This is a genomic window from Variovorax sp. P4_D9, assembly GCF_056401695.1.
Genome location: NZ_JBFUIU010000207.1, coordinates 1 through 12,662, shown reverse-complemented (window position 1 = coordinate 12,662; position 12,662 = coordinate 1). Strand labels below are relative to the sequence as shown.

Below are 12,662 nucleotides of genomic sequence, written 5' to 3'. Positions count from 1 at the left end.
GTGTACGGGTATCTAAAGGCATGACCGCCCTAGCGCCCGCGGGCGGTGCCAGGCCGCACCAAGCAGTGGCCCAGCCCGAGTTGTTTGATGGCGACGTGGCTCGGTCCCTGCTCGATCAGTTGCTGGACGATTCGAGGCTGTACCGGAAAGGAAGCGACTACCAGGCGTTGCTTGACTTTGTCGTCCGTCTGCGCAACTTCGCGCCCTTCAACGCCATGTTGCTGGAGATTCAAAAGCCGGGCTCAGTTCGAGCGGTCTCTGATCAAAGAACGCCAGCGCGAAGGGATAGCGATCGCGAAGGCCCAAGGGGTCTACAAGGGGCGTAAGCCGGTCCTCGACGCTGACGCCGCCAAGACGCTCCGGGAGATGGCTGCGCGAGGCGTTCCCAAGGTGGACATCGCGGAGACGCTCGGCATCTCCCGGGCGAGCGTGTACGGGTATCTAAAGGCATGACCGCCCTAGCGCCCGCGGGCGGTGCCAGGCCGCACCAAGCAGTGGCCCAGCCCGAGTTGTTTGATGGCGACGTGGCTCGGTCCCTGCTCGATCAGTTGCTGGACGATTCGAGGCTGTACCGGAAAGGAAGCGACTACCAGGCGTTGCTTGACTTTGTCGTCCGTCTGCGCAACTTCGCGCCCTTCAACGCCATGTTGCTGGAGATTCAAAAGCCGGGCTTGAGCTATGCCGCATCGGCGGCCGATTGGCGTGACCGATTCGACCGGCATATCAAGGATGGGGCACGACCGTTGCTCATCCTTCGACCCTTCGGGCCGGTCGCATTGGTCTACGACGTCCTGGACACCGACGGTGCCGCTTTGCCATCTGCGGCCACAGCGTTTACGGCAGAAGGCGGCATGACGCCAGGCGTGTTGGATGCCTGCTCGAGGAAGCTGGTCGGCAAAGGCATCGAATGGAGTAGCGTGGATGCCGGCGACAACCTCGCAGGGTCAATCCGGCTCCTGCTGCGATCGGCCAATCCTGCGGTTCCTTCGCGGTATCTCATGAGGGTGAACCGCAACCACGACGTCAATGTCCAGTTCGCCACGTTGACCCACGAGCTCGGCCACCTGTTCTTGGGGCATCTTGGCGCCGACAAGTATCTGAACATTCCGGATCGCCCAAAGCTCGAGCACAGAAAGCGGGAACTTGAGGCCGAATCCGTCGCCTACATCGTCTCCGGCCGCAACGGCGTCGAGAACAACTCGAAAACGTACCTCGCCGCCTACGTGAAGGAAGACACGACTGCAGAGACCCTGGACTTGTACCAGGTCATGCGCGCATCCGGGCAGGTTGAAACCTTGCTTGGGCTGACGGCGCGCACCAGGTTCGAGCGGCCAGTCATACAAGCCGCAGGCATGTCTTGACCGGCGTGTCATCCACGAGTGGTTTTGGGGATCTAAGAGGACTGAAGGCAAGCCCGACACACACCGTTGGGGCGGATCACCTCTCGTCGGTCTGCGAGCGCTCTTCCTGGTCCGCTTGCCTGGTTTCGCGGACGACATCCGACAGATCCTCGACGCTCTCTTTGTCCTGCGCGTCGGCCGGCGCGTCGACGGAATATCGGACCAGAGCAGCGCAGCTAGCTCGAACGTCAGCAATGCAGCAAGCGAGCGTGGACCCTGGCACCGCGACGGCCCGGAGCCGGCCAGAAGGAGTCCTTCGCGAACGACTGCAGTGCGGCAGCCCGACTTCACTGCCAGCGGGACGCAGTGCGAGATCGCTACGTCACCAGGGGTAACAGCAGTGATACACAAACACCAGCAGGCTGCCGCACAGCTTGTTGAAGAGTTCCGAAGATGCGAATGCCGCGGGAGTACAGAAAACTCGTCATTCGGCCTGCATAGCAGGCCCCAGGCAGGCCGGTGATGAAGGTGCAGGTTCGCCGCATAGCGATCCGTCAGTGCCGTGGCAGCCATGGTCGGTCTTCGGTGCGGCGGCCATCGAAACACTTGTTTTAGTTCCGGCTCTGCCAGCTTAGGGTAAATCCTGCGTCGCGAGTCACGCGACGTCGCCTGGTCGCTCCGACAATCAGGCTCTCATGTCTACTGTCACACTTCAACATCTCACCGCCACGCGCCGCGCCGACAAACCTGCCGCGCACGGTGTAACGCGTCGCACCAAGTCTGCCCCGGTGCCAGGCCCGTTCGCCATCGAAATGATGGAACTCGGCACGCCGGCGAACCCCATGCGCGTGCGCGTCGGCCGCAAGCCGGGCAACCGTAAGGGCGTGCCCCTGCTGCTGTTCAACGGCATCGGCGGCAACATCGAACTCTTGGCACCCCTCGCCGAACGCATGCCGGAACGCGAGATCGTGATCTTCGACATCCCGGGTGTCGGCCAGTCGGATTTGCCGCGCTGGCCTTACCGGCTCGGCGGCATCGCACGGCTGGCCGCGAAGATCCTGGACCGGTTCGACATCGCGGAGGTGGACGTGCTGGGCGTCTCCTGGGGGGGCGCCGCCGCGCAGGAATTCGCATACACCTGCCGCAACCGCTGCCGCCGGCTGATCCTGTGCGCGACGGCTGCGGGCGTTGTGATGGTTCCGGCCAACCCCGGCGTGCTGTGGAAGATGGCAACGCCGAAGCGGTACATGGATGCCGAGTACTCGCGGAGCATCAGCGGCGACATCTATGGCGGCGACTTCCGCACTAACCCGGCGCTGGCCACCGAGCTGTTCCGTCACGTCAAGTACAAGTCGAAGCTGGGCTACTACCTGCAGCTGCTTGCCGCCTCGGGCTGGACCAGTGTCCACTGGCTGCCGGGGCTGCGCCAACCCACGCTGCTGATGGCGGGCGCCGACGACCCGCTGGTGCCGCTAGTCAATGCGCGGCTGATGCACAAGCTGATCCAGCATTCGGAGCTCAAAGTCTTCGATTGCGGGCACATGTTCCTGATGACCCGTGCCGATGAATCCGTCGCGGCCATACGCGAATTCCTGGACAGGCCCTGAAGTCTTCGGGGTGCCTGGCCGTTCCTCTCATTCATTCATTGAATCCCCCCATCGCCATGAGCACCCCTGAGTTCACCTTCCAATCCCTCGCCGGCCTCACCGGCCAGCCCATCGGCTCGTCGTCCTGGATCACCATCGACCAGGCCCGCATCGACGAGTTCGCCCACTGCACGAACGATGCGCAGTGGATCCACGTCGACGTGGAACGCGCCGCCAAGGAGAGCCCCTTCGGCGGCACCATCGCGCACGGTTTCCTGACCCTGTCGCTGCTGGCGCCCACGATCTTCGATGTCCTCATCTCGCACATGCAGCTCAAGCAGGCGGTGAACTACGGGCTGGACAAGATCCGCTTCATCGCGCCCGTGCGCGCCGGCAAGCGCGTGCGCAACCACATCAGCGTGGTGTCCATCGAGGACAAGGGCAACGGCCGCCATCTGCTCACCACCGAGAACACGGTGGAGATCGAGGGCGAGGACAAGCCCGCGCTGGTGGCGCACTCCATGGCCATGCTGATGGCCTGATCGCTGAAGAAGCACAAGGAGACAGAGACATGGCGACAACGTCATCGGCCGCTGACAAGGCACCTCTGAAGAAAAAGGCGGCCACGCCGAAGCCGGCGTCGACACCCGCGCGCAAGCGCGCATCGGCCAAGGCCGCCGCGCAGACACCCCCGAAGGATGCATCACCCAGGCCGACCGGGACGGCCAGCAAGCCCACCCGCACGACGCCCGACCCGATGAGCGTGGTCAACGACCTCAGCGACCTGGTCGCACGCGCAAGCGAGAACACCCTGGCGCCGAACCCGCTCCTCGGGCTGCGGGCCGCCGACTTCGCGGAGGCCACCCAGTCGCTACTCAAGCTGGCCACGGTGTCCCCGGGCGCGACCGTCGGCTCGCTCGCCAAGTACGCGAAGGTGCTCGGCCAGATCGTGCAGGGCAAGTCCGAACTGGCGCCGGAACCGAAGGACCGCCGATTCGCAGACCCGGCCTGGCAGAGCAACTTTGCCTATAAGCGCCTGATGCAGAACTACCTGCTGACGCACAACGAGTTCCACAGCCTGATCGCCGACTCCAAGCTGGGCGAGCGCGAGAAGGGGCAGGCGCAAKTCCTCACCGCCCTCGTGACCGACGCCCTGGCGCCGAGCAACTGGCTGATGGGCAATCCCGCGGCGGTGCGCAAGGCCGTCGATACCGGCGGCGCGAGCGTCGTGGAAGGCCTGAAGAACCTCGTGCACGACATGCGGCACAACCACATGATGCCGATGCAGGTCGACAGCACGCCGTTCAAGCTCGGTGAGAACATGGCGACCTCGCCCGGCCAGGTGGTCTATCGCTGCGAGACCTTCGAACTGATCCAGTACACGCCCAGCACGCCGCAGGTGTACCAGCGCCCGCTGGTCATGGTGCCGCCGCAGGTCAACAAGTTCTACGTCGTGGATCTCGCGCCCGAGAAGAGCCTCGTCAAGTGGACCGTGGACAGCGGCGTGCAGATGTTCATGGTGAGCTGGCGCAATCCCACGGCGGAGCATCGCGACTGGGGCTTGGAGCACTACGCCCTGGCGGTGGATGAGGCGGTCGACGTGGCACGCGAGATCACCGGCAGCCCCGACGTGAATATGTGGGGCTCATGCTCGGGCGGGATGACGCTGGCGGGCTATCTGGGCTGGCTCGCCGGCACCGGCCAAACCAAAGAGGCCCGCAAGGTGGCCAACGTATCGTGGGCCGTGTGCGTGCTCGATGGCGCCGGCGCAATGAAGGAGACCACGCTGGGCCTGTTCAACTCGCCCGCGGCAGTGCGCGCGGCGCGATCCCGCTCGCGCAGCAAGGGCGTGATCGAGGGCTCCGAGTTGGCCGCGATGTTCGCCTGGCTGCGTCCGAACGACCTGATCTGGAACTACTGGGTCAACAACTACCTGCTGGGCAATAAGCCGCCGGCCTTCGACATCCTGGCCTGGAACGCGGATACCACGCGGCTGCCGGCGAAGTTCCATTCCGACTTGCTGGACATCATGGAAAGGAATCCCTATGTCCAACCAGGCGCCATGACCATCAAAGGGGTTCCGATCGATCTGTCGAAGGTGAAGATCGGCGCCTACGTGATCGGCGGCCTCACCGACCACATCACGCCCTGGAAGAGCTGCTACGGCACGGCGCGCCTGTTCGGTGAAGACTCGACCTTCGTGCTGGCCAATACGGGCCACGTGCAGAGCCTGATCAATCCGCCGGGGGCGCCCAAGGCGTTCTTCTCGACCGCGCCGAGCAGCCAGGCCGATGCCGATAAATGGGCCGCCACTGCCGTGCGGCACGAAGGCAGCTGGTGGCTGCACTGGCGCGAATGGATGCAAGAGCGCTCGGGCGAGCTGATGGATGCGCCCGGCAAGGCCGGCTCGCGCGTCCATCGGCCGGTGTGCGACGCGCCGGGCACCTACGTGCTGCAGACGTAGCAAGCGGCCGATGATGGATGCGGGAGCAACTGAAGTGTCTGTGCACGCAGGTCTCCAGCGAATGAGGCCCCCAATGGCGTGTTTCTAAAGGTCGGGTTTAGTGCGTCGAGTTCAGCGCTGCGCATTTCCGGTTTGGGCCCTTGGACCTTCATGAGTTGTTGTTCCACGCCGCAAAGCAGTCTTTGTCGCGCCCCCCGGTTCTCGCAGACAGACAAACCCCTGCCGCTGCATACGGCTCTATTTGGTCGCCACGATGCCCGGCGGTTTCCAGGTTCCCTCCCCGGGAGGTAGCACCGATGGCGGCGTTTCCTTGGGCCAATACAGCCGCGTGCCAAATAGATCGGGCAGGGTGAACCAGCCGAGCCGCCGACGCTGGGCGGTCTGGCAAGCCTGCCGACGATCTCGCAGATGGCCTGCAACCCGAGGAAGTTCAGGATCGTACCTTTGTGCTTTGGTCGATGAGCTTGGGTTGGAGGCCTCTTTCGGGGCGCTCTTCAGAAAGTGGCTCCGTCGACGATTCCGGCGCGTTCCATCTTTCGGTGGCAGGGCGGGTAGTCCATCACCGCGTAGTGCTGGGTGCTCCGGTTGTCCCAGAACGCCACGCTGTTGGGCTTCCAGCGGAAGCGCACCTGGAATTCGGGCACCGCGGCCTGGCTGATCAGGTAGTGCAGCAGCTGGCTTGCACCGGCCGCGTAGTCCTGGCCGAAGCGCACGTTGTCGGGAGTGTGGAAGTTGGTGAAGTGCGTGGCGTAGGCATTGACGAAGAGCACCTTCTCGCGCGTCTCCGGATGGGTGCGGACCACCGGGTGCTCGGCGTCGGGGTACTGGGCATGCAGCGCCAGGCGCTTTTCGATCGGCATGGCCGCGCCGAAGCTCGCTTCGATACTGTGGCGAGCGCGCAGGCTAGCGATGCGAGTCTTGATGTCCTCGGGCAAGCGCCGATAGGCCTCGACCATGTTGACCCAGATCGTGTCGCCCCGCCGACCGGCGGGCACTGCACGCAGCGCAGCACGGAGCCGAACGGCGGCTTCTAGCGCCAGGTGGCGTCGGTGTGGAACGAGTTCTCATAGCGGTCGTTCGGCGTTTCGGGGGACTTGTAGATGCGCACCAGCCCCGGGGTTCTCCGGGTCGCTGCCGAGCACGGGGTGGTCCTCGAGCTCGCCGAAATGGCCGGCGAAGGCCACGTGCTCGGCGCGCGTCATTTCCTGGTCGCGGAAGAACAGCACGCGGTGCTTGAGCAGCAACTGGCGGATCTCGGCCGTCAGGTCGGCGTCGCGTGAGGCTGCGCCCAGGTCCACGTTGCTCAGCTCGGCCAGGCCAGCGACGAAAACGCCAAAGGCACGCACCCTTCGGCGGCATCTGCCGCCGGCCTTTTGCGACCAGCAAGATCGGAGGCGGTACGTTATCGACGAAGTCCGTCAGAACGCATCGCAGCCGGCCGTCCGCGAGCAGGCTGCGCGCCGCCGAGTCGTCGGCCTGGAGGATTCCCACGCCAGCGGCAGCAGAAGGCGCGGCAGAGATGATCAAGCGCACCGCCCCCAACTGCCGCGCGACCAGCGAATCCGGCAGCTCGCCAAGGCGGATGGCGCAGTGTGGGCGCCGATCCGAATCTGCTCTTCTTCAGCCGATGTGAACGTGCCTCTTCTTCGGCTTCCGTCTTCTTCTGATCGACATCTTTGACGCGTCTTCTTCGGGTTTRATGTTCGTCTTCTTCAGACTTGCGCCGTACGGGCGCGCGCGTGGCCAATGGGGGCTGCCTTGCTCGACCAGTCGAGGAGCGACTATGGCGCGATCCGGACAGCGCAAGTGCTTGTGTTGCGGGCAGTTTTTTGATTCCGACCACCGAAATCGAAAACGTCAGCTGTATTGCTCAGCCGCCGATTGCCGACGTGCAAGCAAGGCCGCCAGCCAGTCCAATTGGCTGAGTGCTGCGGACAACGTCGGGTATTTCAACGACCCCGCCCACGTCGCTCGCGTAAAGGCTTGGCGCGCCGCACACCCTGGCTATGGCCGCAACAGACCTCGGAAGGCGTCTGCGTTACAAGATCCCTTGATCGTGCAAGTGCATGAATCCAAAGAAGAAAGTGCCAAACGTATTGGTTCATCGTTACAAGATCTCTTAGACCCACCATCGCCAGTCTTGGCGGCCCTGATCGCCCATCTATTCGAGGTGACGTTACAAGAGGACTGGGCCGCAACTACAAGGCTCTTGGTCCAACTTGGCTGCGACGTTCTCAATCGAAGTGGCTATGCAGACGGCGATGCCGGCCACGAGGAGAGAAAGGCTCTGCAAGCCCTGCACGCAGCCCGCCTTCGCGTGCGTCACCCGATGGCCTGATCCCCTCGCACTTTCAAACCGGGTGATTTCAGGCACTTTCGCACCGGCGCCCACACGCAGTCCCCAGTCGCGACCGATCAGGGTCATTGGAGCGGTTCTCCATGTGCGTGTTCAGACCTGGATGGCGGCTGCCTTTTGCGCCTTGTTTGTGGCGTAGCGTTGCCACAGCAGCAATGTCATGCTGATGCAGGTGAGCACGGCACAGCCCAGGGCCAGGTGCGACAAGGAATCCCATAGCATGGGTGCGAGCAGACCGGCCACCACCGCCATCATGCTGTATTGCACGAACAGTTGGCAGGACGAGGCCAGCCCGGCATTGTCGGGAAAGGGATGCAGCGCATGGCCCACGAGCAGCGGCATGGACAGGGCTATTGCAAAGCCTAAGGCCGCAATCGGCAGCAAATGGATCAGGCTGGGCGGCACCAATGCGGCCAGCGTGGTGTTGAGCACGTTAACGAAGACAAACCCTGCATAGGCAAGGTACATGGCGCGTCGCGTCCCCCAGCGTTGCACCAGGCGCGGCAGGCATAGAAAGCCGGCAATCAGCCCCACCATCATCGGGGTGAAGATCAGGTAGACGTCGGTGGGGGGACGCCCCAGCAAATGCGTCAAGAGCTGGGGCGCCGCCGCCACATAGAGAAACAGGGCCGCCCAGTTGCAGGAGTGAGCCACGGTCAGGCGCATGAACCAGGGTGAACCCAGCACAAAGTGGTAGTTACGCCAGAGGCTGTCCAGGCGTATGGCTTGGCGTCGGGCCGGGGGCAGCGATTCAGGCAGGTTGCGCGCATAGACCACCAGCAGCATGACGCCCACCGCGCTGAGGAACGCGAACACCGCACGCCAGCCCCACATCCACGTCAGCCAGCCCCCGAGCATCGGCAGGATGATGGCGCCGGCCGATTGCAGGAAGCTGGTGTGGGCAATCATCTTTTGTGCGGACTCGCCGTTGTACAGATCCCGTACGACAGCGCGGCACAAGATGTGGCCCATACCTACGACCATGCCCTGCACGGTGCGCAGAATCCACAGGTGCTCTATGCGGGTGGCCAGCAGGCTCAGCAGCGAGGTCAGCACCAGCACGACCAGCCCGATGAACAATGGCTTGCGCCGTCCCCAGGCGTCGGAGAGCACGCCATGCCACAGGCACATGAAGGCATTGGCTACAAAGAACAGCGAGACGGTTTGCTGTACGGCGGTGGCAGAGGTGCCCAGATCCTGCTGGATGGACACGATCGCGGGAAACAGCATGTCCGACCACAGGGTCGGGAGCATGCCCATGCAGCCCAGCAACAGAATCGCTTGCAGGGAATTGAAGCGCGCCAAGGGATGCGCGCTGCTGGGGGTGGATGGCGGGGGCATGGATGTCTCTACCTGGGCGTGCTGTGGATGCTGGTGATCGGTTCTCGTACCTACGAGCGTGACGTCGAGCGGGCCGCAAGCCCGCTTGTGGATGCGTGCCCGATGGATGACCTCTTCGGGCTGGGGGACTTTGCGCGAGAGGGCGGCTCAGGCAAGGGCATTGCGCCCGCCCGCGATGCGGCCAGGATGGGGTTCGCCGTCCACGGCTCTTGAGGGTTGCGCGGATCATGCTGCGGTTCGTGTTCGCCATGCTCGATTTCTGGCCGGTAGGACAGTACCTCGGGAATTGTCCATCCGTCGCATCAATGCAGCTTCACGCGCGCCACTGTCCGCCGGAAAATGAAGCGCGCCGCAGTACCGAGCGCCGTCTTCCACGCACCATGCAAGGCCAGTTCATGCATCTTGTAGAGCGACATATACATCGCGCGCGCGAAGAGGCCTTCGATCCATAGGTTGCCGCCGACGAGCCGCCCCATCAGATTGCCCACGGTCGTGTGCCTGCCGAGTGACACCAGGGAGCCGAAATCGCGGTAGCGCCAAGGCCTCATTGGTTTGCCGCGCAAGAGACGCTCGATCTGCCCAAGCATGTGCGCGGCCTGCTGGTGCGCCACCTGSGCGCGCGGCGGCACGTTGCCGTCTTGTCCGATCCAAGGCGCGGCGGCGCAGTCCCCGATGGCGAAAATGGTGTCGTCTCCGGTGGTCTGCAGCGTGGGCTTCACGACAAGCTGGTTGATGCCATTGGTTTCCAGGCCGTCGAGTTGGGCGAGGAATGCCGGCGCCTTGACGCCGGCAGCCCACACCACCAGCTCAGCGGGAACGGTCTCTCCGTTCGCGAGCTGCACACCGGCGGCGGTGACGGCGGTCACCCTGGCGCTGGTCCGCACGCGAACGTCGATCTTCTCGAGCAACTGTGTGGCCGCTGCGGACATGCGCTCGGGCAGCGAGCGCAGCACGCGCGGACCGGCCTCGATCAGGTTGAGCCTGATGTCGCGCTCAGGATCGATGCGATCCAGGCCGTAGGACACCAGGGTACGGGTGGCGTGGTGCAACTCGGCGGCCAACTCCACACCCGTTGCACCAGCCCCGATGATGGCTACCTGCAGCTGTTCAGGTCGAAGAGCGGTGCTCTGTGAATTTGCGCGCACGCATGCATTGACGAGTCGGCGGTGAAATTGCACCGCCTGCGCGGGCGTCTCCAGCCGGATCGCGTGTTCCTGGACGCCAGGCGTGCCGAAGTCGTTGTTGAGACTGCCCACGGCAATGACGAGCGTGTCGTAGCCGAACACGCGCGGGCCGGTGACGTGCTCGCCTTCGTCCGGATCGATGTAGGGAGCCACATGCACCTCACGCCGCTGCCGGTCCAGGCCCGTCATCTCCCCCATGCAATAGCGGAAGCCGTGCCAGTGCGCTTGGGCGAGGTAGTCGACCGCATGCGCGTGCAAATTGACCGTGCCGGCAGCGATCTCGTGCAGGTGCGGCTTCCAGAAATGCGTGCGCGCCTTCTCGATCAGCATGACCTGCGCCATTCCGCGGCGACCCAATTGGTCACCCAGCCGAGTGGCCAACTCGAGCCCGCCTGCGCCACCGCCCACGATCACGATGCGATGTGAGGGCGCCGTGCCCGCTTGGGCGCGGCGGTCGTCGGTGACAACATTCGCGGCTTCGGCAGCATGCGTTCCGCGTTGAACGACTTTGTTCATGTCTGAGGGGCGCGACCTTGAGCTGCGCATTAGGTTTGCATGTCGCAGAACTCGCGCGCGCCCGGTATGCGGGTCGAGGCCGGCTCGTCGGCGGGCTGGTCGGCGCGCCACATGTCGGCCTCGTAGGTTCGCGCGGCTAAGCTGAAGGCCAGCGGCGCCAGCAGGCCGAACGCCGGCATGACCGTCAACGCAGCTGTCAGTCCCCAGGTGTCCGACAGCACGCCGGCGATGAACGACCCCGCGGCCAAGCCGAACAGGTTCAAGAAAAGCGCCAGCACCGATGCGCTGGTGGCGCGCACGGCGGGGTGGGTCACGTCGATCACGATTGCCGCCACCGGGCCAACGGTGCAGGTCATCAGGAAGCCGCCCAAAGCGATGAGCGCGAAGCGGACCTGCGCGGACACCTCGAGACCGAGCCACGGGGCGCCGAAGGCCGCCGCCAGCACCAGGAACGAGGCGATGCACAGCAGCGTCATCGCGTGCAGCTTGGCTCGCGGATTGCGGGCGCCGGCTCGGTCGACGACCGACCCCCACACCACGCTGCCGATGGCGCCGCACARCACGACGAGCGCCGCCTTGACGCCCGCCTGGTCGGGGGCGAGGCCGTACTCACGGTTCAGAAAGCTCGGCAGCCACGACCAGACGGCCGAGAGCACGAGCACCTGCGCCGCGCCGCCCACGCACACCCACAGCATGGTGCGCGAGCGAAGCATTGCCTTGACGATTAGTCGCGTGGCGCTGAGCTTCGAGGGCGTGGCACGGTCCTGCTTGGGCGCGAGCTCCACGGTTTGATAGTCGCGCACCTTGAGGTACAGCAGGGCCAGCAACAAGCCGGGAAATCCGACGACGCCGAAAGCGGCCTTCCAGCCCCAGTGCGCCGCGATCAAGCCGCCTAGCATCACGCCGAGCACCGAGCCCACCGAGGCTGCGGCGAAGAAGCCGGCCAGCAGGGCACCGCGCCTGCGCGCCGGGAAATGGCTCGCGATCAAGGCTGCGCCGGCTCCGCCGTAGCCGGCTTCGCCCAGGCCCACCAGTGCGCGCGCGGACAGCAACTGCCCGTAGCTGCGCGTGAACATGCATGAGATCGTCGCCAGGCTCCAGACGGTGGCCATCACCACGATGCTCTTGACTCGGCTGGTGCGGTCGGCGAGCAGCGCCACCGGCAGTGCCGCGAACGCGATGGTGAGCGACACCACCGAGACTAGTCCCCCGAGCTGCTTGTCGGACAGGCCCCAGTCCTGTTTCATGTGGGGAAAGAGCGAGACGATCACTTGGCGGTCGATATAGTCGAACAGATACAGCGCGATCGTCATCGCAAAGGCGAACCACGCCTGGCGCGGCCCGAACAGGTAGCCGTCGTTCGGCTTCGAGCCGGTAGTTGGGATATTCACTTTGTCTCCTTCGTTATCAAAATTCATGCGTCGGCGCCCAGGCTGCCCTCGTTGCCATCGCAAGGATGGCAACGAGGGCCTGGTGGGCGCCTTCCGAACTCAGGCTGTCGGCAGCCGGTAATCGCGGAACGTCTCGCGCAGCCGGTTCTTCAGCATCTTCCCGGTAGCGCCCAGTGGAATGCTGTCGACGAATGCCACGTCGTCCGGCGTCCACCACTTGGCGATCCTGCCGTTGTAGAAGTCGAGAAGTTCCTCGCGCGTCACCTCGGCGCCCGGCTTCTTTGCCACCACCAGCAGCGGGCGCTCGTCCCACCTCGGGTGCGCGACACCGATGCACGCGGCCATCGCCACCSCCGGGTGGGCCATCGCGATGTTTTCGAGGTCGATCGAGCCGATCCACTCGCCGCCGGACTTGATGACATCCTTGCTGCGGTCGGTGATCTGCATGAACCCGTCGGCATCGATCGTCGCGACGTCGCCGGTC

12 protein-coding genes and 1 pseudogene are annotated in these 12,662 nt (G+C 64.5%); 8 read left to right on the top strand and 5 right to left on the bottom strand.

The genetic code is table 11. The annotated features are described in order from the left end of the window. The 6 genes from AC1DY5_RS22095 to AC1DY5_RS22070 all read left to right on the top strand — a co-directional run. Positions 1-326, top strand: a 326-nt coding sequence (locus AC1DY5_RS22095; RefSeq protein WP_478114783.1) for a hypothetical protein, incomplete at its 5' end; no start/stop codon positions are given. Between the two features lie 40 nt (positions 327-366). After that, positions 367-453: a hypothetical protein gene (locus AC1DY5_RS22090; RefSeq protein WP_478114781.1), complete on the top strand. Its 87-nt coding sequence runs from the start codon at positions 367-369 to the stop codon at positions 451-453. Positions 454-494: 41 nt separating this feature from the next. Next, positions 495-1,361 (top strand): ImmA/IrrE family metallo-endopeptidase, encoded by an 867-nt coding sequence (locus AC1DY5_RS22085; RefSeq protein ID WP_478114777.1) that lies wholly within the window; start codon positions 495-497, stop codon positions 1,359-1,361. 767 nt (positions 1,362-2,128) lie between these two features. Beyond that, complete coding sequence (phaZ, locus tag AC1DY5_RS22080) at positions 2,129-2,947, top strand: poly(3-hydroxyalkanoate) depolymerase (protein ID WP_478114776.1); 819 nt, start codon at positions 2,129-2,131, stop codon at positions 2,945-2,947. Positions 2,948-3,003: 56 nt separating this feature from the next. Further along, complete coding sequence (locus AC1DY5_RS22075; RefSeq protein WP_478114774.1) at positions 3,004-3,468, top strand: MaoC family dehydratase; 465 nt, start codon at positions 3,004-3,006, stop codon at positions 3,466-3,468. A gap of 29 nt (positions 3,469-3,497) precedes the next feature. Continuing rightward, positions 3,498-5,390 (top strand): alpha/beta fold hydrolase, encoded by a 1,893-nt coding sequence (locus AC1DY5_RS22070; RefSeq protein WP_478114772.1) that lies wholly within the window; start codon positions 3,498-3,500, stop codon positions 5,388-5,390. A gap of 494 nt (positions 5,391-5,884) precedes the next feature. Here AC1DY5_RS22070 and AC1DY5_RS22065 read toward each other — a convergent pair. Next, positions 5,885-6,688: pseudogene (locus AC1DY5_RS22065) on the bottom strand (TauD/TfdA dioxygenase family protein). A 752-nt stretch (positions 6,689-7,440) separates the two neighbouring features. Here AC1DY5_RS22065 and AC1DY5_RS22060 point away from each other — a divergent pair. Beyond that, on the top strand, positions 7,441-7,728 hold the full coding sequence (locus AC1DY5_RS22060; RefSeq protein WP_478114771.1) for a hypothetical protein: 288 nt from the start codon (positions 7,441-7,443) through the stop codon (positions 7,726-7,728). A 111-nt stretch (positions 7,729-7,839) separates the two neighbouring features. Here the strand turns inward: AC1DY5_RS22060 and AC1DY5_RS22055 are convergent, their stop codons facing one another. Next, positions 7,840-9,087: a multidrug effflux MFS transporter gene (locus tag AC1DY5_RS22055; RefSeq protein ID WP_478114769.1), complete on the bottom strand. Its 1,248-nt coding sequence runs from the start codon at positions 9,085-9,087 to the stop codon at positions 7,840-7,842. Between the two features lie 27 nt (positions 9,088-9,114). On the opposite strand from AC1DY5_RS22055, the gene AC1DY5_RS22050 reads away from it, so the two are divergent. Further along, positions 9,115-9,300 carry a hypothetical protein gene (locus tag AC1DY5_RS22050; protein WP_478114767.1) on the top strand — a complete coding sequence of 62 codons (186 nt, stop codon included), beginning with the start codon at positions 9,115-9,117 and terminating at the stop codon, positions 9,298-9,300. A gap of 89 nt (positions 9,301-9,389) precedes the next feature. Here the strand turns inward: AC1DY5_RS22050 and AC1DY5_RS22045 are convergent, their stop codons facing one another. The 3 genes from AC1DY5_RS22045 to AC1DY5_RS22035 all read right to left on the bottom strand — a co-directional run. Beyond that, on the bottom strand, positions 9,390-10,685 hold the full coding sequence (locus AC1DY5_RS22045; RefSeq protein WP_478114779.1) for an NAD(P)/FAD-dependent oxidoreductase: 1,296 nt from the start codon (positions 10,683-10,685) through the stop codon (positions 9,390-9,392). A gap of 131 nt (positions 10,686-10,816) precedes the next feature. Continuing rightward, positions 10,817-12,178, bottom strand: coding sequence for an MFS transporter (locus tag AC1DY5_RS22040; protein ID WP_478114765.1), 1,362 nt, complete (start codon positions 12,176-12,178; stop codon positions 10,817-10,819). A gap of 99 nt (positions 12,179-12,277) precedes the next feature. Further along, positions 12,278-12,662: AMP-binding enzyme (locus tag AC1DY5_RS22035; RefSeq protein ID WP_478114763.1), on the bottom strand; the 385-nt coding region annotated here is incomplete at its 5' end.